Source organism: Salinivibrio sp. PR6, from assembly GCF_001995955.1.
GTDB classification, from domain to species: domain Bacteria; phylum Pseudomonadota; class Gammaproteobacteria; order Enterobacterales; family Vibrionaceae; genus Salinivibrio; species Salinivibrio siamensis.
Genome location: NZ_MUFA01000022.1, coordinates 23,710 through 47,731, shown reverse-complemented (window position 1 = coordinate 47,731; position 24,022 = coordinate 23,710). Strand labels below are relative to the sequence as shown.

Below are 24,022 nucleotides of genomic sequence, written 5' to 3'. Positions count from 1 at the left end.
TTGTTATGGTTGGCTCTTGATGGTTTTACAGTAGGCAGGCCCTTTTTTTGGGTGGTTTTGTCTTTCATGACGATGATGACGTTGATAACAAGATACCTATTTACGCCTGATAAACATCGCTGTTATCACTTAACGTCTCTGGGTATTCACTACACAGAAAAAGACATGATCCCTGATGTTGCCTATCAGGTGGTGCGTGGTTTGGCGTGGGTGGGTATCGTGGTCTGTATTATTGCCGTGTTTATACTTGGTCCTCTTGCGTTTGTTGGGGCAGGTGGTTTTGCACTGATGTCGTTTGGGATGACAAACTTTCGTCCTTCTATTGATAACCACTATATATTGATTTCTGAGCGTACGGTTGTGTTTGACCTAGAGAATGATGGTATCTTATCGTTCGCTGTCCCCGAGAAAGGTGCGCATGCATACGGTGGTGATATATACACCATGACAGTCGACCAAAAGCAAGAATTACTCTCCACATTGCGTTCACTTTTTCCACGTATCGAGTTCGTTAAGATAAAAAGATTGAATGACCAGTCTAAACACCCTGTTTATCAGCAAGAAGAAGAGAAAGCGACCGAGTAGTGTGGCGCCCAATAACTCACTTCAATTCGGGAAGAGTGAATGATGCGTACCATTGAAGTGGGAGTTGAAAAATGAGCAATAGAGAAAACATAGAGTCCCTCAAGGAAAAATTATATGATTCGGAGACTAAATATTATTGGGAGCATAAAGGATGGGGCGGAAAATTTGCCCACCTTGGAATTTGGGGACTATCAATTTTTGCAGGGCTAACCCCTTTTTGCTTTCTATGGTTTGTAATCGACGAGCTCACTATAGACTCAATCGCGTTTTGGGGATTATTTTCTTTCATGACGATGATGGTATTAGTCTCAAGGTATCTTTTTTTCGCCGACAAGCATCGCTGTTACCACTTAACGCCTCTGGGTATTCATTACACAGAAAAAGACATGATCCCCGATGTTGCCTATCAGGTAGTGCGTGGTTTCGCATGGGTGGGTATCGTGGTTTGTGTTATTGCCGCGTTTATGCTCGGTCCTCTTGCCTTTGTTGGGGCCGGTGGTTTTGCACTGATGTCGTTTGGGATGACGAATTTTCGTCCTAATGTAAACCACTCTTACATATTGATGGACGAACGAACTATTTTGTTTGACCTGATTAACGATAATGTGCTCTCTTTCACCATTCCAGAGAAAGATAATCTGGAATATAAACGTCGTGTATATACTCAAACGTATGAGGAAAAGCTCACCGTTGTAAACCACCTATATACTCTTTTCCCTAATCTAGAAGTTATCAAAATCAATAGGGCTAATGATCAATATAAACACCCTATCTATCAGCAGGAAGAAGAGAAAGCAGCCGAATAACCCACTTGAATTCGGAGAGAGCTAATTATATTCACCATTAAAGTGAGGATTAATTAAATGGCTTCTAATACAGAAACCGAAGTACTAAAAGAGCAATTGTATAAGAGTAMAGTTGAATATTATTGGGAGTTTTCTGGTATTGCTGGAAAACATTCTAGCCTCATTAGATTGGTTGTTGCTCTCTTTATTGGCTTATTTCTACCTGTATTCTTGATGGTAGTTGAGGACACTCCGATGTGGAGCTCTGGTTCTTTGTTTTGTTTTACATTAGCAGCCATGGGTTTTTTAATGACGAGATATCTCTTTTTTCCTGACAAACATCGCTGTTATCATTTGACCTCATTGGGAATTCATTACACAGAGAAAGATGTGATCCCAGAGGCTGCTTACAAAGTCGTTCGCGGCATTTCTTGGGTGGGTATCGCAGTCTGCATTATTGCCGCGTTTATGCTCGGTCCTCTTGCCTTTGTTGGGGCCGGTGGTTTTGCACTGATGTCGTTTGGGATGACGAACTTTCGCCCTAATGTAAACTACTCTTACATATTGATTTCGGAGCGTACGGTTGTGTTTGATTTAGAGAACGATGGTGTTTTGTCATTCGCCGTCCCTGAGAAAGGTGTATATGCTTATTATGGTAATATATACACTATGACATTCGACCAAAAGCAAAACTTACTCTCCAAATTACGCTTACTTTTCCCAAATGTCGAATTCGTTAAGATAAAAAGATTGAAGGATAAGTCTAAACATCCTGTTTATCATCAGGAGGAAGGGAGCGCGACCAAATAACGCACTTCAATTCGGAGAAAACTAATGACATGCACCATTGAAGTGAGAGTTGAAAAATGAGTAGTGGCGAAACTACAGGTTCTATTAAAAAGAGCCTCTATGAGGCGGAAATCGTCCACTGTTGGGAACATAAAGGGTGGGGAGGAAAATACGAATACCTATGGCGCTGGGGAGTCGCGATATTTGTTAACTATTCAATATTTATTTTGTTATGGTTGGCTCTTGATGGTTTTACAGTAGGCAGGCCCTTTTTTTGGGTGGTTTTGTCTTTCATGACGATGATGACGTTGATAACAAGATACCTATTTACGCCTGATAAACATCGCTGTTATCACTTAACGTCTCTGGGCATTCATTACACAGAAAAAGACATGATCCCCGATGTTGCCTATCAAGTGGTGCGTGGTTTGGCATGGGTGGGTATCGTGGTTTGTGTTATTGCCGTGTTTGTGCTCGGTCCTCTTGCGTTTGTTGGGGCAGGTGGTTTTGCGCTGATGTCGTTTGGGATGACGAACTTTCGTCCTTCTATTGATAACCACTATATATTGATTTCTGAGCGTACGGTTGTGTTTGATTTAGAGAACGATGGGGTACTGTCATTCGCCATCCCCGAGAAAGGTGCGTATGCTTACTATGGTGATATATTCACCAATACTCTCGATCAAAAGCAAGAACTACTTTCTACATTGCGTTCACTCTTCCCTAGTATCGAGTTCGTTAAGATAAAAAGGTTGAAGGATCAGTATAAACACCCTGTTTATCAGCAAGAAGAAGAGAAAGTGGCTGAGTAGTATGGCGTCCAATAACTCACTTCAATTCGGAAAAAGTTAATGATACGCACCATTGAAGTGAGAGTTAATTAAATGACGTTTAATAAAAAAACCGAAGTACTTAAAGAGCAATTGTATAAGAGTAAAGTTGAATATTATTGGGAGTTTTCTGGTATTGCTGGGAAACATTCTAGCCTCATTAGATTGGTTGTTGCTCTCCTAATTGGCTTATTTCTACCTGTATTATTAATGGTAGCTGAAGACACTCCGATATGGAGCTCTGGTTCTTTGTTTTGTTTTACATTAGCAACCATGGGTTTTTTAATGACGAGATATCTCTTTTTTCCTGACAAACATCGCTGTTATCACTTGACCTTATTGGGAATTCATTACACAGAGAAAGATGTGATCCCAGAGGCTGCTTACAAAGTCGTTCGCGGCATTTCTTGGGTGGGTATCGCAGTCTGTATTATTGCAGGGTTTATGCTAGGTCCTCTTGCGTTTGTTGGGGCTGGTGGGTTTGCGCTGATGTCATTTGGGATGACGAATTTTAGCCCTAAGATTGATAAGTATTGCATATTGATTTCTGAGCGCACGGTTGTGTTTGACTTAGAGAGTGATGGTGTCTTATCGTTCGCTGTTCCCGAGAAAGGTGCGCATGCATACGGTGGTGATATATACACCATGACAGTCGACCAAAAGCAAGAGTTACTCTCTAAATTACACTCACTTTTTCCAAGTATCGAGTTCGTTAAGATAAAAAGGTTGAAAGAGCAGTATAAACACCCTGTTTATCAGCAAGAAGAAGAGAAAACGGCCGAATAGTATGACCTACAACACCGAGCAACTATCGCTACAACCCACAAAACCACCGCACGGTTTTTTGCAGCAGCTACTCACTAAGGGGAAAGTCTTCCCCTTTACCAAGGCAAATGACACCATTACTTTATCACTTGCTCGAGAAACATTACCATCTAAAATAAAAGAGACAGAAGGAAGTGAAAAGCCTTCATTCTGGACCGAAGAAAGCCTAGATAGTGAATCTTTATCAGGCTGGTCTCAACTTTACTTTTTAATGGTGGGACTGGCAAAAATACTATTAATTATATTTTTGCCTCTGGCTTATCTAATATTGCTTTATCCACTATTATTCAGCCATGGAAGCTGGAGTGAAAGATGGGATGACTTATCAGCTGCCTTCTATGGACAAACACTCTATGGGACGTTGCCATGCCTATTAATTTGGGGGCACTACAAGTTGGTATGTAAAGGCTATTATTTCCTAGCACCTTTTTTGAAAAGCAAACGTGTATATAGCTTAAACCGTCAAACAGGGATGGTGACGCTGTATAAGCGTGGCAATAAAGTGCGCTTTACGCATCCTTTTATCGAGTTTGACTGTGTGTTGATGTCGGCACCGAGTCCGCAAGGTCACCTGAACTACAATTTGATGTTAGTTCATCGCTATCAGCCTTACTCTGTGGGTGTACCTATTAGTAACTTGATTGGCACCAACGAGCGAGTGGTAGAGTACCAGCGCTTGTGGAATGTGATCCAGCGTTACATGGATGTGAGTCAACCGATGCCAGATCTGTTGGTGTTAGAAGAAGCCCGAGCCAAAGACCCCGTAACCGCTGCCCATGATCAACAGACTGGCCGTGATCCGCGTTACTGGCGAGATATGAGCGATGACACCTACAAGAAGACGCTAGCGGAAATAGCCGAAAAACAAAAAACATCGCCCGCCACCGGTCCAAAGATCAACATCTTTGCGGATGATTAAGATGATTCAATAACTCGCTTCAGTTCGTAAAGAGTTGGCACTGATATAATGAATTTCAGCCAGCGGGTTATTACTCCTTTTCCACGAACCTATCCAACGCTTTCTCCGCACTCATGGGTTTGAAGAAATAGAAACCTTGAATTTCATCGACATGTCACATGGGCAACATGCGTCATTTGCGTAATTGAGAGGCGGTTTCTACGCCTACTGCTGCGGCTGTCAGTCAAAAGAGGAAGGTGGCGAATGCCATGGTTTGAAAATAGGCGAAGGGCTGCCAATGTTCAATCTATTGGGTTTGATGGTGAGGAAAGCGTAACGTTTTACAGTGTAAACTGTGCGGAAGCGTGATTAACGCGGCGCCGCCAGGACGCCGCTTGTGGGCTAAGATGACCCATCAATTGCTTTGAGGCTCATTTACGGCGACAGAACTCCGCAATCACAAACAGGGTTTGGCCGTTTACTTTTCCTTGCACGTGGGTAGGGTCGTCGGTCAAGTTAATGCCGCGTATCACCGTGCCTTGTTTGATCACTTGGCTTGAGCCTTTAACGGGCAAATCTTTAATCACGGTCACGTCGTCGCCTTTTTGCAGTGCCACGCCGTTAGCGTCCAATACTTTGACTTCTTCGATATCTTGACCGGTTTCTGCCCACTTACGGACATCGTCTTCCATATACATCATATCAAGATTATCTTGCGCCCAACTTTCGCTAGAAAGGCGAGAGAGCTGGCGGTAGGCAACTACCTGTACGGCAGGCTCTTGGCTCCACATACTATCGTTCAGGCAGCGCCAGTGGTTCACATCCATATTGTCTGGGTGTTGAAGTTGGTCGTGACACGTGCTGCAAACCAATACGCAACTGTTCGCTGTGGTGTCGGGCGAGTACGGGACTTCATACACAGATAAGTTGTCTGGGCTGGTGCATAGTTCACATTGGCCGCCACTGCGCGCCTGAAGCGTTTGTTCAATACTCATTGGTTATCTCACGGTTGGCAGGGGATCCCTGCAGTTACAGTGCCGCAGAGTGTAATCGCTGAAATAATTTCTTACAAGTTGTAAGGGATTAGGTCATCGCATGACGTTGCTTTGTGTAGGCTCAGTACGAACACAAAAATGCCACGCATGGGCGTGGCATGGGTAACGTTTATTGTTTTAAATAATTAGGCATTTGCCGTGTCTTGCTTCACCACTTCATGGTGATCGAAGATGGTCTTATCTTGGCCACCGGTCAATCGAGAGGTGAGGGTACCGGCCGTCATTGAGCCGCTCACGTTCACAGCGGTACGACCCATATCGATTAATGGTTCGATAGAAATCAACAGACCCGCTAGCGCGACTGGCATATCTAGTGCCGAGAGTACAATCAATGCCGCAAAGGTCGCGCCGCCGCCCACACCGGCAATACCGAATGAACTGACAGTGACAATCGCAACCAAGGTGGCGATAAAGCCCGGATCGAGTGGATTAATGCCAATGGTAGGCGCAATCATGACCGCCAGCATAGCTGGATACAAGCCGGCACAGCCATTTTGACCCATGGTGGCACCGAATGACGCTGAGAAATTGGCGCTGGCCGGATCGTTACCCAAGTTCTTCATTTGCGAATCGATATTGAGCGGAATCGTGGCCGCGCTTGAGCGAGACGTAAAGGCAAACGTCAGCACAGGGAGCACTTTTTTGAGATATTGAATTGGGCTCATACCGACAAGGCCAATCAATACCAAGTGCATGACCAGGATGGCACCTAAGCCTACATAAGAGGCGGCAACAAAGTTGGCAAGTTCAAGAATTTCACTTACGTTTGAGCCAGCTACCACTTTGCTCATCAAAGCTAAAATACCGTAGGGAGTGAGGCCGATGATCATTCGAACCAACGTACGCACTAATTCTTGAGCCACATCCATAAAGCGCTCAAAACGCTCGCCAAGCTCAGGTTGAGTGCGCGACAATGTGACACCAGCGATACCCACGAGCGCAGAGAAAATCACCACAGCGATAGTCGAGGTTGGACGGCTACCGGCTAAATCTGCAAATGGGTTTTGTGGGAAGAAAGAGATAATCATATCAGCTAGTGATAAGTCTTCGACCGAGCCCAAGCGCTGCTCCAAGGCGGCACCACGCGCCATCTCTCGCGCACCTTGTACGATATCTTGCGCAGACAACCCAAATAGGTTGCTGACGAGTACACCAATGAGCGCAGACGCGGCGGTGGTGGCCAGCAAAATACCGATATTCAAGCTGGAAATTTTGCCCAGTGAGCCTGAGTCTTTCACTTTCAAAATCGCGCCAATTATCGACACCGTAATTAACGGCATGATGATCATCTTGAGTAGGCTGACGTAGCCTGAGCCGACGATATTGATATAGTTGATGGTTTCGCGCGTGATCGCGCCGTCAGCACCGTATAACGCTTGCAGCGCCGCACCGAAGGCAACCCCCAAGCCGAGGCCTGTAAACACACGTGTGGATAAGGATTTTTGTTGCTTGTGCAATTTGACAAGCACCGCCAGCAACAGCGCAAAAGCGATCAGATTAAAAAGGATAACTGTCATAGTCGGCGTTCCAATCTAGAGAATTATAATGACGTGAAGCTCTAACCCCGTTAAATGTATTCAAGGATTAGCGATTGCTTGGCATCATATGCCGGAAGGTGCATGCAATGAAGACCTATGTCACATTCTTGCTAGATAAAAAAAGCACTTATTAAAACCAAAAAGAATATGGCGCAAAATTTCAGCAATATTTGCTGAGTCAGTGTGCAATAGCATGAAAGGTCTACCAATGTTGGAGGCGATGACACGGTCGGAGCGAATCTCAATTGGATAAAAACGAACGTTCGTACTATAAATGAAGGCATCGTTGGGGTAAGGTGATCCGACTGCGCCACTGTTATCAATAGATAGTGGCGTATCAACTCGGCTGCTTTGAGGGAGAGTGTCATGGCCGTTTCCGTAGACTCAACATACTCGCTGTCTAAGCGCGAGCAAACGAGATTGCGTATTCTCGAAGCCGCGTTTGAAGCTGCCAGTGTATATGGGTTGGAGAGCTTAACGATAGGTAGTTTGGCGCGCGACGTGCAAATGTCAAAAAGTGGTCTCTTTGCGCATTTTAATTCGCGAGAAAACTTGCAGATCGCCGTGGTCCATTTTGCGGGCGATTGCTTTGTCGAGCGGGTGATCACCCCCAGTCGTGAAGCGGACCACGCGAGTATTGAAGCCAAATTGCAACACTTACTGCGTAATTGGATGGGTTGGCATCAGCACTTTCAGGGTCAGTGCTTGTTTTTAGATGCGTGGCATGAGCAGCGCGCGAGCAATGATCCCATCCATCAGGCGTTGCAGCGTGTTACTCGTCAGTGGCTCGATTACCTGGCCGCGCAATTTGAAAAGGGCAAACAAGCCGGAGAGTTTCGTGCCGACCTCGATACGTGGCAAGCTGTTTATCAGTTATATGGGCACTATTTGAGTAGCCAGTTATTTCTGCGTTTGTCACTTGAATCGCCGGAAGGAACACGCTTTTGGCATGGTGTCGAGCAGTTGCTCGCGCAAAGTCGCCGCTAATTTTCCCAATAAGACGAAGAGGGTGTCGGTATTGAAAACAACGACACTTTTCAGTGTAAAAACGAACACTCGTTCGATTTTAAGGATTCAATGACCATGAGTAAAAAAGTGTATTTTTCAACGCCGGGTCGCTTTAGCGCCAAGCGCTCTTTGGTGGGGGCGGTGAGCCGTTGTCATCATCGCTTAGCCCCTCGACATGCTAAAAAAGTGGCGCGTAAGCTGTTTCTCTCCCCAACGCGCAGTCCAATGGTGAACGCAGAGCCTGAAGGTTTAGTGCGCTCTCAAGTGCAAAGCCAAGCAGGGGTCTTGCAAATGTATAGTTTGGGGGCGGGGCCAACTTGGCTGCTGACGCATGGCTGGTCTGGATCCGCCAGCCAGTTTTTCCCTCTGATGGCGCACATTGCCTCATTGGGCTTTCGTGCGGTGGCATTCGATCATCCCGCACATGGACAGAGTGAGGGGAATGAGAGCCATATTCCCGGTTTTGTACAGGCAATCAATGATGTATTAGATCAAGTCGATAATGTCTCTGGGGTGATTGCGCACAGTATGGGCGCTGCCGCGGTGTTGGAAAGCGAACACCCCCAGGTGGATGATTTACCGCTCTTTTTGGTCGCCCCCGTGTTGAATTATCGCGAGAATTTATACGCCACGGTACGAAAGTCGGGTTATTCACTAAAGCTATTTGATGAAATTGTCCAAGAGGTTGGCGAGCAGCACGGTTATCCGATCGAGACCATTGAGCCGCTCGAGAAATTGTCGCGTCGCCGTCATCCGGTGGTGATTGCTCACGACAAAAACGACCGGTTTGCCTCCTTCGCCGTCACCGAGCGAGCAACCAGCTACCCGCATGTGACTGTGCTAGCTACCGAAGAGTTGGGGCACGGGCGTATTCTGACCAGTGACGTCGCCATGCAGGCATTCACCGATTTGGCGGCAAAGATGAATCCTGCGGTACACAGTGTGGAAGCACAAACCGAGAATAAAAAGGCATCAGCCTAAACCGATGCCTTTAGAAGATGCGCTGTTATTCACCCGCGATGGATAAGCGGGCGAAGCGGATCCGTGGCGCAAAGAAGGCGCCATCATAGTTGGGTAACACGGTATTGCCGATGGCATCTATCTCATTGAGCATGGTATAGAAATTGCCAGCGACTGTGATCCCGCGAACCGGACGAACCCGTTTCCCATTTCGGCAGACAAACCCACTTGCACCGAAAGAGAAGTCGCCACTGATGGCATTAGCGCCTGAATGCACACCTTGCAGTGACACTAACTCAAGATATTCACCGGCATGCACGTCTGCATCACTGTGTTTACCTGCGGCAATCACATCATGACGAGAAGTGACATCCAAACCGCCTTTGGGGCTGCGGCCCGCGTTAGCCGTATGGGGAACACCAAAATGCTGCGCCGTGGCGCTGTTGTGTAAAAAGCCGACTAAGACGCCGTTTTCAATCAAAGGCGTGTCGGCGGTGGCAAAGCCTTCGCTATCAAAGGCTTTAATACGCATCCCGCCATCAAGTCTTGCCACATCGGTGATGGTGAGCGCCGTATCTGCAACGGGCTTGCCGACTTTTTCATGCCACGGATTAGTCCCGCGCTTGGCCGCATCGCCGGAGAAGCAGCTGCCAAAGGCGCCCAGCAATTCGCTGAGACAATCATGCTCAAAAATCACCGGATACGAACCGGTTTTCACTGGGCCACCCTCAAGCAAGGCGTCAGCGGTTTGGTAGGCCAGTTGAGTGGCATGGGCGCGATCAAGATCAGCAAAGCGGCGTGACACTGAGGCGCCGAGATGCATCGCTTGCTTACCGTCGTGATTGAGCAGTGCTGCGGTGTAGCAACTAAAGCTACGCTCACTGTGATAGCAGCGTGTGCCTAGAGTATTAGCAAGCAACTGATATTGGGTTTGCTCACTGTACCCATTGTAGGGCGCCCCCGTTGCGCGGGGTTGGCTGACCACATCTTGCTCAAGGGCCAGCGCCAACGCGATCTTGTCTTCAATCGGGGTGTTATCTGCTTGCAGCAAGCTGGGATCTTGCTGATCAATTTGCTGCCCTTCAGCGCGAATTTGCTGATCCGGATCGGCCTTGGTAAAGCTTGCGTTGGTGAGTGCGGCGTTCACCATGCTGGCAAGACTGTCGCTATCTAGCGATTCTGAATAGCTGGTGGCGACTTGAACCCCTTTGATCACCCGCACGCCGATCACTTGACCAGCGGTGACTTTGTGCTCGGAGAGATCGCCTTGGTCGGCTTTGAGTGACAAGCTTTCGCTGGCGTTGGCAATCACGTCTGCTTGAGCACCTTGCTGTTTCACCAAGCTGAGGACCTGATCGACGGCATCGCTTAGGGTTGCTTTAATGATTTGCTCACTCATGCGTTACCGCCTCCTACTAGGATATTATCGACTTTCAATGCAGGTTGGCCCACGGTGGTGGGGACTGAGCCGCTCACCGAGCCACACATACCGGCGGCAAGGGCAAGATCTTTGCCGACCATGCTGATTTCTTTAAGCACCTTAGGCCCCGTACTGATTAAGGTGGCAGACTTGAGTGGCACAGTGATCTTGCCGTCTTCGACCAAGTAAGCTTCTTGAACCGCGAAGTTAAACTCGCCGGTGCCGGGCTGTACTGAGCCGCCCCCCATCTTCTTGGCGTAGATGCCACGCTCCATGGAGCCAATCATGGCGTCTAAGCTGTCGTTACCGGGCTCAATAAAGGTATTTCGCATCCGCGAGGTCGGTGCGAATTTATAAGACTCACGTCGGCCAGAGCCGGTGCGCGCATAACCGGTTTTCAGGCTGCCCATGTGATCGACCATAAAGGAGGTGAGCTTACCGTCTTTGATCAACTGGGTATGCTGGGTTTCCATGCCTTCATCATCGATATTGATTGAGCCCCACGCATTCGCCAAGGTGCCATCGTCCACCGCGCTCACTACAGGGCTGGCAATCATTTCGCCCATTTGGTCATGGAAGACGGAAGCCTTTTTAGCAACCGAGGTGGTTTCTAACAAGTGGCCACAGGCTTCGTGGAAAATTACCCCACCAAAACCGTTGCCAATCACTACAGGCATTTCGCCTGATGGACAGGCTTGGGCACCGAGTTTAATCAGCGCTTGTCGTGCCACACGCTCGCCCAGCGCAACCGGATCGATATCCTGATGGAACTCCCAGCCTGTGAGTGCACCGGGGGCATCAAAGCCCGTTGACTGTTCCTCACCGTTAGTGGCGACCGCTGTAGCGGCAATACGCGTGTAGTGGCGGGTATCTGTGGCATGCAGGCCATGAGAGTTGAAAATCTCGACCTGTTGCTCACGTTGGCCGACACGACCAATAATTTGCGCGATTTTATCGCTTTCGGCACGAATACGCGCATCCACTTGGCGTAAGAACGCCACCTTATCGGCCACATGTTGATCTGCCGATAACGGCTCAGACACCGGATGTTTGTCATTTAAATGGGACAAATTAAGTGGACCAGCGGTGGCGATTTGATCGCGCTTATCACGCGCACACAGCAAGCTGGTGACTTTTTTCAATTGTTCTTCATCGCGGCTGTTGGTGTAGCCATAAAGCACTTTGTGGCCGAAAAACAACCGGATACCAATACCAAAATCAATCCCTGAGCTGACTTTATCCACCTCACCAGACAACAGCTCCACGTTGCCTGAGTGATGGCGTTCGACAAAGAGTTCGGCGAAATCCGCGCCTAAAAACAGGGCATGGTCAATCACCGACTTTGCCGTTGATGGATTCAGCATACTTCCTCCTAAAGAAGTGTGTTAGCGAACCTTTTATTTTACCAAGCTTTTATGCGTAATGATCACCACTTGCAGTGAGTGCATGATATTTCATCATTTTTTGTGCTACTCACTGAGCTGCATATGGCTGGTTCAATGTGCTTTACCAAAAGGCGACGAGTGTGGCGCAATCCGTTACACTACGCTGATGCAGATAACAAGCAGGATAAAGCAATGAGTCAGTTCGCAGCCAACATTATCACTGGGTTTCTTGGCGTGGGGAAAACCACGGCGATTCGTCATTTACTCGCGAATAAACCCGAGCATGAGCGTTGGGCTATCTTGGTGAACGAGTTTGGCGAGGTAGGTGTCGATGGCGCAATCCTCTCTGAACAAGGTGCGTTGGTGAAGGAAGTGCCGGGAGGATGCATGTGTTGTGTGGCCGGCCTACCCATGACGGTGGGGCTAAATACCTTGCTTGCCGAGAAGCCGCATCGGATTTTGATTGAACCGACGGGACTCGGTCATCCCAAAGACATTATCGGTAAGCTGACTCAACCGCCTTTCGATACTTCTTTGTCGCTGGGCGCGACCATTACCTTGGTCGATCCGCGTTGTATTGACGATGTGCGCTATCGTGAAAATCAAAATTTTCATGATCAAATCGCGCTTGCGGATGTGGTGGTGGCAAACAAGCTTGACCAGTGTAGCGAGGCGCAAATCGCCACCTTTTATGATTATGTCGCCGCGTTTGATGGCGAGAAAAGCTTGGTAACCGGTGTTGAACAAGGGGCGCTCGAGACCGCGTGGCTTGCGTTACCGCGTCACGCTCGTCAAGCGCACTATCATCACCATCACAACGATGCCGAGCCCATGACTACATTAGCTCTGGGCCCGGACGATACCTTTACCCGCAAAGAAAACCAAGGGCAGGGCTATGTCAGCTGCGGTTGGTTGTTTGCCGCGCACTGTTGTTTTCCGTTTGATGCCTTGTACGGGCTATTGAGCAACATCAATGCTCAACGGATTAAAGCAGTGGTCAATACAGACGAGGGTTTTTACGCGTTTAACGTCGCTAATCAGGTGGTTACCGTGACGCCTATGTCGATTGAACAGGCCGAGTCGCGCATCGAAGTGATCGATACCGACGCCTTACCTTGGGATGAGCTGGAGTCGATCCTGCTTTCTTTTCTTACCCCGTCCAACTAACTGGCACCAACAGATCCTTGCCAGATAACAAACCGGCCCAAGTGGCCGGTTTGTTGTTTGCTGAAACGGGTCGCGGCTAGCTGGCGTATTTGGCGGTGAGCACCTGCCAGCTACGTTTTTGTTGCTGAAAACGCACCTTTAAATCTTTGTATTGCTGGGTTAGCTCGGCGTTCTCGACTTTTTCGCGCAGCTTGTCACGCTCGAGCGCTAACAGCTGTTTTTTCAGCGTGTAGTAGTCCGCCATTTTGGCGACCAAAGCATCATACTCTTGTTGCAGGATTTGCAGACGATGCGAAGCGTGTGGCTTGTCACTAAGCTGTTGTGTGACGCGCTGCAATTGCATGGTCGCACGCGCCTTTTCAATCTTCTCTTCGGGGGTCACGCGCAGTTTTTCCGCTAAACCCAACCAAGATGCAGTTTTGATCAGCCATTTAGTCGGATCAAACTGCCACCAGCGAATGCCGTTGCGGTAGTCGTTCTCAAAAATATGGTGAAAATTGTGGTAGCCCTCGCCAAAGGTCATCAAGGCGAGCACGCCATTATCCCGCGCGGTGTTTTTATCGGTATAAGGCTGGCTGCCCCACACATGCGCTAACGAGTTAATGAAAAAGGTGGTGTGGTGGCTTAGCACTAATCGAGTAAAGCCGACCAGTAAGACAGCGCCCCAAAGATCGCCATGGAGCAAACCAAACGCGATAGGGAAGCCAAAGTTGGTGGCCAGTGTCAGCGCAAGGTAGTGCTTGTGTTGCCACATCACGATCTTATCTTTTTGCAGATCGCGACAGTTGCTGTAATCGCCATAGCGGTTGGGATGGTATTCGCGCAGCATCCAGCCAAGGTGTGAGAACCAAAAGCCGCGCTTGGCCGAATAGGGGTCAACATCGTTGTCATCGACATGGCGGTGGTGAATGCGGTGATCTGACGACCAATGAAGTGCACTGTTTTGCAGCGCAAATGCCCCACCAATGGCGAAGATAAAGCGTAGAGCTGGATGGGCCTGATAGGTTTTGTGGGCCCACAACCGGTGATAGCCAGCGGTGATCGACAGGCCACAAAAGCTGAATGCGACGATCAGCGCAGTGATCTGCATCCAATCAAAACCATGGTGCCATGCCCATAGTGGCGTTCCTATCACCGCAATCAAAAAAGTGAGGGTAAACACGCTAATGTTTAACCAGATTAAGCGTGGTTTCTGAGGGGGAGAGGTTGAAGCCTTGGTATCCATAACTCGTTATCTTTATTTAAGCGTACACTTGTACGCTAGAATAGGTGCGTGTTACCGCTTGGTCAAGTCCTCACTGTCGCCTTTGCGCGCAAAAATGTTTCAGGGTTTGTCGTGACTTGCCAAGTTAATGGAAGCACTATACTTTTTTAAATTAGCTACAGGTACGACAAATCAGCCACAGGTACGACGGCTTTTATCGCATTATTGTCCGCTCGGTACAGTTTCCCGTACGGAGGCCGATACCCTTCATAGGTGCTGGAGCACGCATTGATATCCGTGAACGATTGACACAAGGTTAGGAAACGATGATGTCCTATCCGGCCATTCCGCATTTTGTGAAAGCGATGGGCCACCGTGTGGTTAGTTACATCCTGAATGTCACAGAAGCGGAAGGCCGTTTAATTTTGATGCAAAAACTCGGCTTGAGCCGGATTCAGCGCGACACACTCAATCAATATATTGAGCTGTGTCGCCAGCTACGTGTGTCTGCGGTTGAGCAAGGGGAAAGTGAACAATCCTTCTTTTATCGTTTACCGCACGTGATGCAAAACGGCCGCCACGTCTTTAATGTTTGGCGTGCACAGCAGGGCGGTGAGCTGGCGACGCGAATTAACAGTTCAGACCCATTAACCAGTGCTTTTTGCCAACTGGCGGGTGAACTCTATCCTTTATTTCTTATTAAAGCAGGACAGCGGCCGCATCTTTTTTATCGAGGCGCCGGCTATCTCACCGCAGCCATTGAGCAATTCCCGGTCAGTAAGCAGGTTCAAAAACGCATGGCGGCAGACCCTGCTCTGTCTCGCCTATTCACAACGTCGGGGAAAGAGCCGCAGCAAACCTGTGGCGACTACAAAGATGCCAGTGGCCACCGCGGCGTGGTCAGCTTGGCCAGTTTACCCGTGTCGATTCTGGTTAATAGCTACGACCTGATGCGTATTCGTGGGGTTGTCAGCCCTGATATGTTCGTAGAAACGGTGCAAGAAATGTTGGAGATGGCACGTAGCTTAGCTGATGGTGAAGTCGCTCATATTCCGATGTTTGTGGGCTTTCGCAATGCGGCGCTCACGAACTTGGCCGAGCTGGATACCAAATGGGGCAGTGTGCGTCGCTATACCCCAGGGATTGCGGAATATGTCCTACAAGCGGCGAGTTTAATGGCTAAACGTCGCGATAACGGGTTCATGCTCGAGTCGGGGTATGCGTTTGCGATTAACTTTGGTGATTTTTTAGAGGACGATGATTGGCCAGAAGAGGTATTGGACGCCACGACTGAACAACAAACCACTGAGCTGAATATTGTTTTGTGTATGGCGCTTTGTTACCTCGGTGAACACAAAGCCTTTGTGGCGCCAGAGTGGGTTTGGCGTATCGATCCATTCTCGCTTGATAACCGGCGACAAGACTTTGGTTCAGTGGCAGAAACGGACGATCCTGTTGCTATCAGTGAGACAGACTTAGTCAATATTGAGCGTTGGAGTATGCTCGTGGATGACACCGACTCGAGGGGGATTCGCTTGGCAATGTCTCGTCTATATACCGCAGCGAAAAAGCCAGACACACAAGACGCATTGGTGGATGTGATTATTGCGCTGAGAAATATTTTTGCCGCGAGTGAAGATATTATCCCGATAAAAAAGGCCTTGAGCCATATTCTTGAGCGAGAGACAGACGTCACTCTGATCGATAGGCTTGCCGAGGATTGGCAAGCGTTACTGACCGGTGAATTTGACGCTTCGCCTGAGATCATCAGCGAAAAAGTGTACGAATGCGTTCAGCTTTGTTTAACATGTTTGCATTATTTCTACTTGCATGCGCCCAGCCTGATCAGTCGCTCTGATCGCCTTGCTCAATTATGCCAACGACAAGAGTAGCCCCCTGATATAAAAAGAATCATCGCATTTTGACTGGTTTGCCCTCATTCCTCGCGATATTGGTTTATGCTTACAGTGTTTACCCAGCCATACTCTCAGTAAAGATGTAGGAAAGGAGAGGCTTTTGACCACACAAATTCTGATCACTGACGATTCTGCGCTTGCGCGTAAGCAATTAGCGCGAACCTTACCCAACGATTTGGATGCCGACGTGCACTTTGCCGAAAATGGCAATGTTGCCCTGGATGTGTTGAGTAGTCAGCCGATCGACATCATGTTCCTTGATTTGACTATGCCGGAACTTGATGGGTATCAGACACTTGAAGCGATGCAAGAAGCCGGAATGACGGTGCCTGTCGTCGTGGTCTCAGGCGACATTCAGCCGCTTGCCCAGCAGCAAGTGCTGGAACGGGGGGCCAAAGACTTTGTTAAAAAGCCCATCAGTCGTGAGCGCGTCGATGCATTGATCAAGGCGTATTTACCCACTGCTTCTGCGTCAGAGACCGAGCGTTCACACGCGCCCAAAGAAAAACTCAGTCGCCGAGATATTTACATGGAAGTGGTGAACATTGCGATGGGGCAGGCAGCAGATAAACTTGCCCGACATTGCGGGGTGTTTGTCCACATGCCACTGCCACAGGTCAATGTGTTTGAAGTGACCGAGTTGACGATGACTATCCGGCACTTGGCCCAATCAAATACCATGAACGGTGTGTGTCAGGGTTTCAGTGGGGAGGGGATCGCTGGCGAAGCGCTGATGCTGATTAGTGATTCCAGTATTACCGAGATGGTGAAATTGTTGGACTATCCCGAGGATGGGTCGGTCGACAACGAGCTCGAATTGCTGGTCGATATTAGCAATATTCTGATTAGTGCCTTTTTAAAGGGCTTAGGCGATCAAGGCGCGTTAGAGTTTTCGCAAAGCTATCCGGCGCTCTTGGGTCAGCACGCTGAAGTGGATCAGTTGATAGCGGCGATGAAAGGGTCATGGAAACGAACAGTGACCATTGAAGTCAGTTATCAAATTGATGGGACAGATATAAAATGCGATTTGTTACTATTGCTACTGGATGAGTCTTTGCCGCTGCTCGATGCGAAGTTGGCCTACCTAATGGATGAGGAGTAATGCGATGAGCACAGAAGATTTTGACCAATTCCATTGGATGCTCGACATGGTACAGCACATCGACATGGGATTGATTGTGTTAGACAGAGACTTCCATATCCAAATGTGGAATGGCTTTATGGTTCACCATAGCGGTAAACACGCTAAAGATGTGCAAAACCGCTCGTTATTCGAGGTGTTTCCGGAGATCAATGAGCCTTGGTTTCGTGCCAAGTCGCAACCCGTGTTCGATCTCCGTTGTCGCAGTTTTATTGTCTGGCAGCAACGCCCGTATTTGTTCCGTTGTCGTCATGTTCGCCCGATCACCGGTCAGCTCCCCTTTATGTATCAAAACGTCACCATGCATCCAATGGCGAATACGCGGGGTGAGGTCAATCACATGTTTATCTCCATCCAGGATGTGACTAATGAGGCGTTGGCGAGCCAAACCCCGCGTGCCACAGCACCATCACAACAAGCCGCGCAAAAATAAGCATCTCAAAATAGCCAACCGTGAGTGTCTAGAGTGATTGTTTCCCGCGGTTGTTACTCGTGGTTGCATGATTATCAGGGTCACAGACGGCATAAGTGCCGCCTTTTAGCGATTTCTTCGCATAATACATGGCGGCATCTGAGCAATTGAGCAGCTGTTCGACCGATTCTCCATGATCTGGATAGCAAGCGATACCGATGCTGGCGGAAAGGTGTGCGTGTTGCTGGTCATCTATTGCAAATGGCTGATTGAGACTGGAGATAATTTTCTCGGCGACGCGTGCTGCGTCTTCTGAGTGGCTGGTATATTCTAAAATCACCGCGAATTCGTCGCCGCCCAGGCGAGCGAGGGTATCTGAGTTACGGATGCTTTGGCCCATCCGCTTAGTCGTTTCCACTAACACACTGTCTCCGGCGTCATGGCCATAGGTATCGTTTATTTTCTTAAAGCCATCGAGATCGATAAACAGTAGGGCAAAATGTGCGCCTTGCTGACGTGCTTGCGCCAGCACAATATCCGCACGCTGCTTAAAGGCGACGCGGTTAAGCGCGCCTGTCAGGGTGTCGGTATGCGCCATATGCTCAAACTGCAGGTAAAGACGCTTGGTTTCGTTGATATCTTGGTGCGTGCCCGCCATTCGAATTGGGTTATGGTCGCGATCCCACTCCATGACTTTACCCTTGGCCAAGATCCAAACCCAAAACCCATCTTTATGCAGCATGCGAAACTCACATTCATAAAAAGGGTTAGAGTCGCTAAAGGCGGCATCAATTTCTTTAGACGCGCGCGCGAAATCTTCGCTATGACAAAGCTTTTTCCAGGTTTCAAATGAGGCAGGTATCAGCTCGTGTTTTTGATATCCCAAAATTTCTGCCCAGCGCTCATTAATAACCAGCTCTCCGCTAGGGATATGCCACTCCCAAGTGCCGACATGGGTACCGCGGATTATTTCATCTAAGCGTTTACGCTCCAGTTGCAGCTCATATTCGGTGCGTCGTGACTTAGCGAGAATAAACCACATTGTCGCGAGCCCTGCACCGAGCACAATGATAATCAAGGATGTAATAATCAGTTGGTGATTTTTTTGCGTGGCGATTTGCTCGGTCTGTTGTGCCACCATTTGCTCGAGTCGGTTTTGATAGTGCCACAGTGATGCCTGAGTGGCCCGATAATCACTGATATCGGTGATAATTGAAAAAAGGGTTGGTTCATCGCGGTAGATAATGGGTATCGAGGATACCCTTACGGTTTTGGTCGTGCCGTCCGATAATATATGGCTGAAAACGARATAGTTTCGGTTTTCTAATTCCGCCAGCTTACGTTCTTCAGCGACGGCATCAGGGGGCAGGGCATTAATGCTGGCGATATTCATTTGGGTCAGCGTCTGCTGTGAATAGCCGTAAAAGTCGCTAGCTGCTGGGTTGGCGGCTTTGATTTCACCAGTATCTGGGTCAAGGAGAAGCATGACCAGTGCATGTTTCTCAAACAGCTGATCGAAAAGATCGTTTGTCTCTTGCGTCGTTGCGAACGCAAACGGCACCTGCAGTATAAAAAAAAATAAGATGAAAAACGGCTTCATCACGCGTGTCGTCACTCGTCCCCAATGAAAACTTAAGCGTAACATATAGGTTAATTTTTTGTGTGACGGCGACGGGCTGTTCTCACGCGACGACGCTTTGTCCGTGTTTGTATGCAGGCTTTGTGATGATGCTCACTATGTTAGTTAAATGTTTTTACTCTGTTTCTTTGATGGTGGCCGAGGGCACGACGATGTCAAGCGATGGGGCACGTTAGGCAGTTGATTGACACCTGTTTGTAACGCATTAATACGCGTGTCGGGTGATGGATGGGTTGAAAGCAACTCCGGCGGCGCGCCTTTGGACGCTTTTGCCATATTTTGCCACAGGGTAACGCTAGCGCTCGGGTCAAACCCTGCTTGATGCATTAACTGCAGACCAATCTTATCCGATTCTGATTCTTGAGCGCGGTTGTAAGGAAGCAATATTCCCACTTGGACGCCAAGCCCAAGCCCTGCGAGGGCAAGATCGCCATAGGGGTTATCAGAAAGAGTGATGCCGGTAATGGTCAACCCCAAGGCAGTGAGTTGCGAGCGCGATAAGCGCTCGTTACTGTGATCGGCAAGGACGTGCCCAATTTCGTGGCCGATCACTGCAGCCAATTGATCGGGCGTTTTTGCAACGTCGAGCAGTCCGGTGTAAACGCCGATCTTTCCGCCGGGAAGTGCAAAGGCGTTGACTTGATCACTGTCGAATACCACCACTTCCCATTCCGAGAAGTTGGATTGCGGTGGCACCACTTTTAAGATGGCGGCGGTGACGCATTGCACGTAGGCGTTGATGGCTTTGTCGTCACTGATAGGTTGCGACTTTTTCATCTCCTCAAACGAACGCTGTCCCAGATTCGCCATGTCATCACCGGAAAAAAGCAATAACTGGTTTCGTCCCGTTGGCGAGTGAGAGCAAGATGAAAGCATAACCATCAGGCATAGAGATAGCATGACGGTTTTAGCAGTGCGTAGCATGGTCATTTCCTGTATCGTTTTGCGCCACAGTCGCAGTGAATATAAGCAAAGATATCAGAGTGCTAATGTACTGGCTTCTTGACTGAACGTCTACTGGTGCGCGCAGGCAGCGTTAGGCGCGGCTTGATAGTCCGCGTTTCGCGCAGCGATTTCCTTTCCATCGGGATAAACAGCAATGGGTGAAAGTATTGTGAGTATTTGGAAAAAAGACATGTCGTTAGCGGGGTTAAATGCCTCTTCGACTAATACGTTGGTCGCGCATTTAGGGATTGAATATACGGCTTTTGATGCGCAGAGTTTAACGGGAACCATGCCGGTGGCACCGCATACGCATCAGCCGCTGGGCATGCTCCATGGTGGCGCATCTGTCGTGCTTGCTGAAACACTAGGCTCCTTGGCAGCAAACATGTGTGTGCCAGAAGGAAAGTACTGTGTCGGGTTGGACATCAATGCCAATCATCTGCGTGCGATGCGAGAAGGCACGGTGACGGGCGTGGCGACCCCAGTGCATCTCGGCGCAACCACGCAGGTGTGGAATATCACCATCCAAGATGAACGAGGCCGGGATGTGTGCGTGAGCCGACTCACTATGGCGGTACTCACTGATAAGCGCGCCGATAAATCCTTGGAGGACTGAGCAAGATGGTGGTCGATATAGAACACGGCAAGCTAATCGTGACCGCGCATGAGGTGGTGATCCAATTGCCCGCAATGAAATTGAGCATGCAGGTGCAATCTGACTCGTTACAGATTATCGCCGACGCCAATGTGCTGGTGGCTGATGCCGGTGATGTGCGTTGGTCATTGCCGTTAAGTGCACAACATATTGCGTTGATTTCAGATATGACGGGTATCCAACCTCAGTAGCCACCTTACCAATACCGTGCTAGTGGCAACGATCACTCGCACGGTTGGTTAGATGCTAACTTGATGCGCCGTTAGCCGTGTGAGGTGCTGACTTCGTAGCTGGTGAATTTACGCACGTTAATCACGCCAGTATCGAAAATCAAATACTGCCCTTTAATGCCTTTCAAAACCCCACTCACCTCGGCATTTTTATCAAAGTTATGTGAACTTATTTTGGTTGGGTGCTCAGTGACAGGGTAACTAAAAGTGAGGGCGTCAAGTGCTGCAGGCAAGACCGCATCATTGCCAAATTGCAGACGGATATCCGCTAATTCTGGCTCGATCGCTTGGGTTAAACGTTCAGCCTCTGCGTGAAGATCAAGTGGGTCATTGTCGCCTTTTAGGAGCGCGCGCCAATTGGTTTTATCCGCGACATGTTTCGCCATCGCGACTTCAACTAGCCCGGAAATCTGGCGTGTTTTAACCCGAAACACCGGGAGAGCTTGCGTGGCACCTTGATCGTGCCAGCGTGTTGGCATCTGGTTAGCGCGGGTAATCCCCACTTTTAATCCCGAGGTGTTGGCGAGATAAACAATATGATCCGTCATGCAGAACTGTTCTCCCCACTCGGGCTCTCGACAGGTTCCTTGCGCATAGTGGCAGGTTTCAGGCTTCATAATACACATATCGCAACGCGCGAGCTTTTTCATGCAGGGGTAACAATGGCCTTGCGAATAGCTTTTTTTGGTTTTTCGCCCACAGGCATCGCAAAAGATATTGCCAGTATGAGTCAGGGTTAATCTCTGCCCAAGCAATGGATTGAGGTGTAGCTCTTCATTACCCACCCGCAGAAAGTATTGTACGTCGGCGCCGGCTTCTGTGCGCATCTTATCTAGGGTTCCAATCACGACTTTGCTCATTATGGTTTTATTAAGAGCGGCAAGTGTAGCAAATGGGAGAGAGCGGAGTAAGGCAGAGAGGAAAACAGGCAAGCGACAACCTGCCTGTCTCGAAAACGGATTAGCCGAGGCGAGCTTCTATGCTTTTTTGTGTGTCTGTGGTGTGCTCACGATAAAGCGTAACGGAGACCACTAAGAGGTTTTTCTTGGTATCTTCGCTAAACTGATCGATCACGAAATAATCCGCCTCTTCTTTTTCCACCCCTCGTTCGGCCAGGCGTAAGACATCTTCTTGAATATCGCCTTGTATCTCCACGTTGGCCGTTTCTTCAAAATCACCAAACTCAAGCGTGGACTTGGCAATTAGCTCAGGCGCTGCAGAGGCGTGAAATGATAAAAAAGAGAGAACAAATAGCGCAGTAGAGAGACCTTTTTTCATAAGACATCGGATACATTGGTGAATTTACTGACAACCTACTACGCAGCGGAAAAGGGGTTGTCAGCGTCATGTTAGAAACGTGATATCAACGCCTATCGTGTGGCGTCTTCGATATCGTCGCTAAATACGTCGTTGTCACTGCGTGCGTCTTGGCCTTGGAGCACGCCAATATCGCCGTAGTAGTCGGCTAATAGGTCGTCATCGGTTGGGATGACTTGATGTTGTAAACTATCCATTTCTTTCTCCTTGGGTGACTCTAACAGCCCACATGAAGGAAGGCTAACGACCCTTTATGTCATCACCATGACAGCTTGCTAGACTCTCGCAATCTTTTTGGTAGGTCAATGACTTTTAGCGCTTATTGGGGTTTGAACGTCGCCACGACGGGACAATGATCGCTGAGCCTGAAGTTCATGACGTTATGATAGGCAAAATGATGCTGAAAACTATATTGCCACCGAGACGCCAACGATTCGGAGACTAAAATATGATCGATTAAGCGGCTGTACATCACTTGGTTCCAGGTCTGAGTACGCCAGTTATAGCGTCGTGCTTTACAACGTGCGCGGACACTCTCTGTTACGTTGATGATGTTTGTTGGTCTCGAGGCATCGTCGAGAAGGGATTGGCGGAATTGTAGCCAAAACGGATCCTGTTTTTCACTGATATAGCGATTAAAGTCACCTGCAATGAGGATGTTTTTATCACCATGTTCACGCACCCAATCGGCTAACACACTGAATTGCTTGCGTAGCTTTTCGCAGCTTCGTGAGGCTTGCGCTTGCTTAAAACAGCCGGACTTAAGATGCACCGACAGCATATGAACCGGTTCTTGGCCCGGCGGTGTGACCACAACATAGGTGCCATATCGCAGAGAGGGCACGCCAAAAAAACCAGGTAGCGCGATTTGACGCAGATCGCGAGGGTCGTCTACTTTCCAGTCTTTACGGACGGCGAACCCCGTCAGTTGCTGGCTTTGTGTGCTTTCTTTAAGGGCGGCATAACGATCGGAAAAATAGACATTATACGCCTCTGTGGGAATGACTCGTGCCAGTGCCTCAGGACTATCAACCTCCTGAAAAGCCAACACATCGGGGGCGAGTTGAACAAAGATCGACGAAAGCTGTTGATAATCGTCTTGATGACGGACGCCGGCTCGTTGATCACCCTTTAAGGTCAGCCACTCAAAATTCCATGTTGCCACTGTCAGTCCATAGCTAGGGGCCGAAAATACCCCAACAAGCACGAGCAGACCTAAAACTCGAAGTACGATGGTGGATACCTCATTATTACGCGTTCCACTGTGATCCTACTGGAAATGTTGCGCATGCAGTGGAGCATTGTAGCACTTTGCGGA

The 24,022-nt window shown here is 48.7% G+C and carries 25 protein-coding genes; 14 read left to right on the top strand and 11 right to left on the bottom strand.

The window, feature by feature from the left end:
• The 6 genes from BZG72_RS14170 to BZG72_RS14145 all read left to right on the top strand — a co-directional run.
• A partial coding sequence (locus BZG72_RS14170; RefSeq protein WP_206744444.1) for a hypothetical protein occupies nucleotides 1–585 on the top strand: 585 nt, incomplete at its 5' end.
• A gap of 71 nt (nucleotides 586–656) precedes the next feature.
• Complete coding sequence (locus BZG72_RS14165; protein ID WP_077667086.1) at nucleotides 657–1,391, top strand: hypothetical protein; 735 nt, start codon at nucleotides 657–659, stop codon at nucleotides 1,389–1,391.
• A gap of 57 nt (nucleotides 1,392–1,448) precedes the next feature.
• Complete coding sequence (locus BZG72_RS14160) at nucleotides 1,449–2,180, top strand: hypothetical protein (protein WP_077667085.1); 732 nt, start codon at nucleotides 1,449–1,451, stop codon at nucleotides 2,178–2,180.
• A gap of 56 nt (nucleotides 2,181–2,236) precedes the next feature.
• Nucleotides 2,237–2,971 carry a hypothetical protein gene (locus BZG72_RS14155; RefSeq protein WP_077667084.1) on the top strand — a complete coding sequence of 245 codons (735 nt, stop codon included), beginning with the start codon at nucleotides 2,237–2,239 and terminating at the stop codon, nucleotides 2,969–2,971.
• Nucleotides 2,972–3,043: 72 nt separating this feature from the next.
• Nucleotides 3,044–3,775 (top strand): hypothetical protein, encoded by a 732-nt coding sequence (locus BZG72_RS14150; RefSeq protein WP_077667083.1) that lies wholly within the window; start codon nucleotides 3,044–3,046, stop codon nucleotides 3,773–3,775.
• Nucleotide 3,776: 1 nt separating this feature from the next.
• Nucleotides 3,777–4,733 carry a hypothetical protein gene (locus BZG72_RS14145; RefSeq protein WP_077667082.1) on the top strand — a complete coding sequence of 319 codons (957 nt, stop codon included), beginning with the start codon at nucleotides 3,777–3,779 and terminating at the stop codon, nucleotides 4,731–4,733.
• Between the two features lie 410 nt (nucleotides 4,734–5,143).
• On the opposite strand, the gene BZG72_RS14140 is transcribed toward BZG72_RS14145, so the two are convergent.
• Complete coding sequence (locus BZG72_RS14140) at nucleotides 5,144–5,707, bottom strand: PhnA domain-containing protein (RefSeq protein WP_077667081.1); 564 nt, start codon at nucleotides 5,705–5,707, stop codon at nucleotides 5,144–5,146.
• Between the two features lie 185 nt (nucleotides 5,708–5,892).
• Nucleotides 5,893–7,284, bottom strand: coding sequence for an L-cystine transporter (locus tag BZG72_RS14135; RefSeq protein WP_077579172.1), 1,392 nt, complete (start codon nucleotides 7,282–7,284; stop codon nucleotides 5,893–5,895).
• A gap of 417 nt (nucleotides 7,285–7,701) precedes the next feature.
• Here BZG72_RS14135 and BZG72_RS14130 point away from each other — a divergent pair, with 417 nt between their 5' ends.
• On the top strand, nucleotides 7,702–8,292 hold the full coding sequence (locus BZG72_RS14130; protein ID WP_046076083.1) for a TetR/AcrR family transcriptional regulator: 591 nt from the start codon (nucleotides 7,702–7,704) through the stop codon (nucleotides 8,290–8,292).
• A 96-nt stretch (nucleotides 8,293–8,388) separates the two neighbouring features.
• Entirely contained in the window at nucleotides 8,389–9,294 is a 906-nt protein-coding gene (locus BZG72_RS14125) for an alpha/beta hydrolase (protein ID WP_077667091.1), read from the top strand.
• Nucleotides 9,295–9,319: 25 nt separating this feature from the next.
• Here the strand turns inward: BZG72_RS14125 and BZG72_RS14120 are convergent, their stop codons facing one another.
• Together BZG72_RS14120 and BZG72_RS14115 are read right to left on the bottom strand one after the other, a co-directional pair.
• Nucleotides 9,320–10,672, bottom strand: coding sequence for a TldD/PmbA family protein (locus BZG72_RS14120; RefSeq protein ID WP_077667080.1), 1,353 nt, complete (start codon nucleotides 10,670–10,672; stop codon nucleotides 9,320–9,322).
• Nucleotides 10,669–12,057, bottom strand: coding sequence for a TldD/PmbA family protein (locus BZG72_RS14115; protein ID WP_077667079.1), 1,389 nt, complete (start codon nucleotides 12,055–12,057; stop codon nucleotides 10,669–10,671). The genes BZG72_RS14120 and BZG72_RS14115 overlap by 4 nt, the downstream gene beginning before the upstream one ends.
• Nucleotides 12,058–12,270: 213 nt before the next feature.
• Between BZG72_RS14115 and BZG72_RS14110 the strand changes: the two genes are divergently transcribed.
• Nucleotides 12,271–13,245 carry a CobW family GTP-binding protein gene (locus tag BZG72_RS14110; RefSeq protein ID WP_077667090.1) on the top strand — a complete coding sequence of 325 codons (975 nt, stop codon included), beginning with the start codon at nucleotides 12,271–12,273 and terminating at the stop codon, nucleotides 13,243–13,245.
• Between the two features lie 76 nt (nucleotides 13,246–13,321).
• On the opposite strand, the gene BZG72_RS14105 is transcribed toward BZG72_RS14110, so the two are convergent.
• Nucleotides 13,322–14,470, bottom strand: a complete 1,149-nt coding sequence (locus BZG72_RS14105) for an acyl-CoA desaturase (protein ID WP_077667078.1) — start codon at nucleotides 14,468–14,470, stop codon at nucleotides 13,322–13,324.
• A gap of 305 nt (nucleotides 14,471–14,775) precedes the next feature.
• On the opposite strand from BZG72_RS14105, the gene BZG72_RS14100 reads away from it, so the two are divergent.
• The 3 genes from BZG72_RS14100 to BZG72_RS14090 all read left to right on the top strand — a co-directional run bounded on the left by BZG72_RS14100 (nucleotide 14,776) and on the right by BZG72_RS14090 (nucleotide 17,939).
• Nucleotides 14,776–16,341, top strand: a complete 1,566-nt coding sequence (locus BZG72_RS14100; protein WP_077667077.1) for a hypothetical protein — start codon at nucleotides 14,776–14,778, stop codon at nucleotides 16,339–16,341.
• A 124-nt stretch (nucleotides 16,342–16,465) separates the two neighbouring features.
• Nucleotides 16,466–17,467: a response regulator gene (locus tag BZG72_RS14095; protein WP_077667076.1), complete on the top strand. Its 1,002-nt coding sequence runs from the start codon at nucleotides 16,466–16,468 to the stop codon at nucleotides 17,465–17,467.
• A gap of 4 nt (nucleotides 17,468–17,471) precedes the next feature.
• Nucleotides 17,472–17,939: a PAS domain-containing protein gene (locus BZG72_RS14090; RefSeq protein ID WP_069362946.1), complete on the top strand. Its 468-nt coding sequence runs from the start codon at nucleotides 17,472–17,474 to the stop codon at nucleotides 17,937–17,939.
• A 28-nt stretch (nucleotides 17,940–17,967) separates the two neighbouring features.
• On the opposite strand, the gene BZG72_RS14085 is transcribed toward BZG72_RS14090, so the two are convergent.
• Together BZG72_RS14085 and BZG72_RS14080 are read right to left on the bottom strand one after the other, a co-directional pair.
• Nucleotides 17,968–19,563 (bottom strand): sensor domain-containing diguanylate cyclase, encoded by a 1,596-nt coding sequence (locus BZG72_RS14085; RefSeq protein WP_077667075.1) that lies wholly within the window; start codon nucleotides 19,561–19,563, stop codon nucleotides 17,968–17,970.
• Between the two features lie 99 nt (nucleotides 19,564–19,662).
• Complete coding sequence (locus BZG72_RS14080) at nucleotides 19,663–20,487, bottom strand: M48 family metallopeptidase (RefSeq protein ID WP_077579166.1); 825 nt, start codon at nucleotides 20,485–20,487, stop codon at nucleotides 19,663–19,665.
• Between the two features lie 184 nt (nucleotides 20,488–20,671).
• Here BZG72_RS14080 and BZG72_RS14075 point away from each other — a divergent pair, with 184 nt between their 5' ends.
• The gene (locus tag BZG72_RS14075) at nucleotides 20,672–21,118 is read left to right on the top strand and encodes a hotdog fold thioesterase (RefSeq protein ID WP_046076078.1); all 447 of its coding nucleotides are present in this window, start codon (nucleotides 20,672–20,674) and stop codon (nucleotides 21,116–21,118) included.
• 5 nt (nucleotides 21,119–21,123) lie between these two features.
• Nucleotides 21,124–21,348: a DUF3389 family protein gene (locus tag BZG72_RS14070; RefSeq protein WP_046075886.1), complete on the top strand. Its 225-nt coding sequence runs from the start codon at nucleotides 21,124–21,126 to the stop codon at nucleotides 21,346–21,348.
• A gap of 71 nt (nucleotides 21,349–21,419) precedes the next feature.
• Here BZG72_RS14070 and BZG72_RS14065 read toward each other — a convergent pair whose 3' ends face one another.
• The 4 genes from BZG72_RS14065 to BZG72_RS14055 form a co-directional block, all read right to left on the bottom strand.
• Nucleotides 21,420–22,247, bottom strand: a complete 828-nt coding sequence (locus BZG72_RS14065) for a DUF2797 domain-containing protein (RefSeq protein WP_077667074.1) — start codon at nucleotides 22,245–22,247, stop codon at nucleotides 21,420–21,422.
• Nucleotides 22,248–22,347: 100 nt separating this feature from the next.
• Entirely contained in the window at nucleotides 22,348–22,665 is a 318-nt protein-coding gene (locus BZG72_RS14060) for a hypothetical protein (RefSeq protein ID WP_077667073.1), read from the bottom strand.
• Nucleotides 22,666–22,757: 92 nt separating this feature from the next.
• On the bottom strand, nucleotides 22,758–22,901 hold the full coding sequence (locus tag BZG72_RS16265) for a hypothetical protein (RefSeq protein WP_158010265.1): 144 nt from the start codon (nucleotides 22,899–22,901) through the stop codon (nucleotides 22,758–22,760).
• 122 nt (nucleotides 22,902–23,023) lie between these two features.
• Nucleotides 23,024–23,869, bottom strand: a complete 846-nt coding sequence (locus tag BZG72_RS14055) for an endonuclease/exonuclease/phosphatase family protein (protein ID WP_158075482.1) — start codon at nucleotides 23,867–23,869, stop codon at nucleotides 23,024–23,026.
• Nucleotides 23,870–24,022: the final 153 nt, after the last annotated feature.

Coding starts and splice junctions, on each gene's coding strand:
- BZG72_RS14165 (WP_077667086.1), top strand. CDS start 657: ATGAGCAATAGAGAAAACATAGAGTCCCTCAAGGAAAAATTATATGAT.
- BZG72_RS14155 (WP_077667084.1), top strand. CDS start 2,237: ATGAGTAGTGGCGAAACTACAGGTTCTATTAAAAAGAGCCTCTATGAG.
- BZG72_RS14150 (WP_077667083.1), top strand. CDS start 3,044: ATGACGTTTAATAAAAAAACCGAAGTACTTAAAGAGCAATTGTATAAG.
- BZG72_RS14145 (WP_077667082.1), top strand. CDS start 3,777: ATGACCTACAACACCGAGCAACTATCGCTACAACCCACAAAACCACCG.
- BZG72_RS14140 (WP_077667081.1), bottom strand. CDS start 5,707: ATGAGTATTGAACAAACGCTTCAGGCGCGCAGTGGCGGCCAATGTGAA.
- BZG72_RS14135 (WP_077579172.1), bottom strand. CDS start 7,284: ATGACAGTTATCCTTTTTAATCTGATCGCTTTTGCGCTGTTGCTGGCG.
- BZG72_RS14125 (WP_077667091.1), top strand. CDS start 8,389: ATGAGTAAAAAAGTGTATTTTTCAACGCCGGGTCGCTTTAGCGCCAAG.
- BZG72_RS14120 (WP_077667080.1), bottom strand. CDS start 10,672: ATGAGTGAGCAAATCATTAAAGCAACCCTAAGCGATGCCGTCGATCAG.
- BZG72_RS14115 (WP_077667079.1), bottom strand. CDS start 12,057: ATGCTGAATCCATCAACGGCAAAGTCGGTGATTGACCATGCCCTGTTT.
- BZG72_RS14110 (WP_077667090.1), top strand. CDS start 12,271: ATGAGTCAGTTCGCAGCCAACATTATCACTGGGTTTCTTGGCGTGGGG.
- BZG72_RS14105 (WP_077667078.1), bottom strand. CDS start 14,470: ATGGATACCAAGGCTTCAACCTCTCCCCCTCAGAAACCACGCTTAATC.
- BZG72_RS14100 (WP_077667077.1), top strand. CDS start 14,776: ATGATGTCCTATCCGGCCATTCCGCATTTTGTGAAAGCGATGGGCCAC.
- BZG72_RS14090 (WP_069362946.1), top strand. CDS start 17,472: ATGAGCACAGAAGATTTTGACCAATTCCATTGGATGCTCGACATGGTA.
- BZG72_RS14080 (WP_077579166.1), bottom strand. CDS start 20,487: ATGACCATGCTACGCACTGCTAAAACCGTCATGCTATCTCTATGCCTG.
- BZG72_RS14070 (WP_046075886.1), top strand. CDS start 21,124: ATGGTGGTCGATATAGAACACGGCAAGCTAATCGTGACCGCGCATGAG.
- BZG72_RS14065 (WP_077667074.1), bottom strand. CDS start 22,247: ATGAGCAAAGTCGTGATTGGAACCCTAGATAAGATGCGCACAGAAGCC.
- BZG72_RS14060 (WP_077667073.1), bottom strand. CDS start 22,665: ATGAAAAAAGGTCTCTCTACTGCGCTATTTGTTCTCTCTTTTTTATCA.
- BZG72_RS16265 (WP_158010265.1), bottom strand. CDS start 22,901: ATGGATAGTTTACAACATCAAGTCATCCCAACCGATGACGACCTATTA.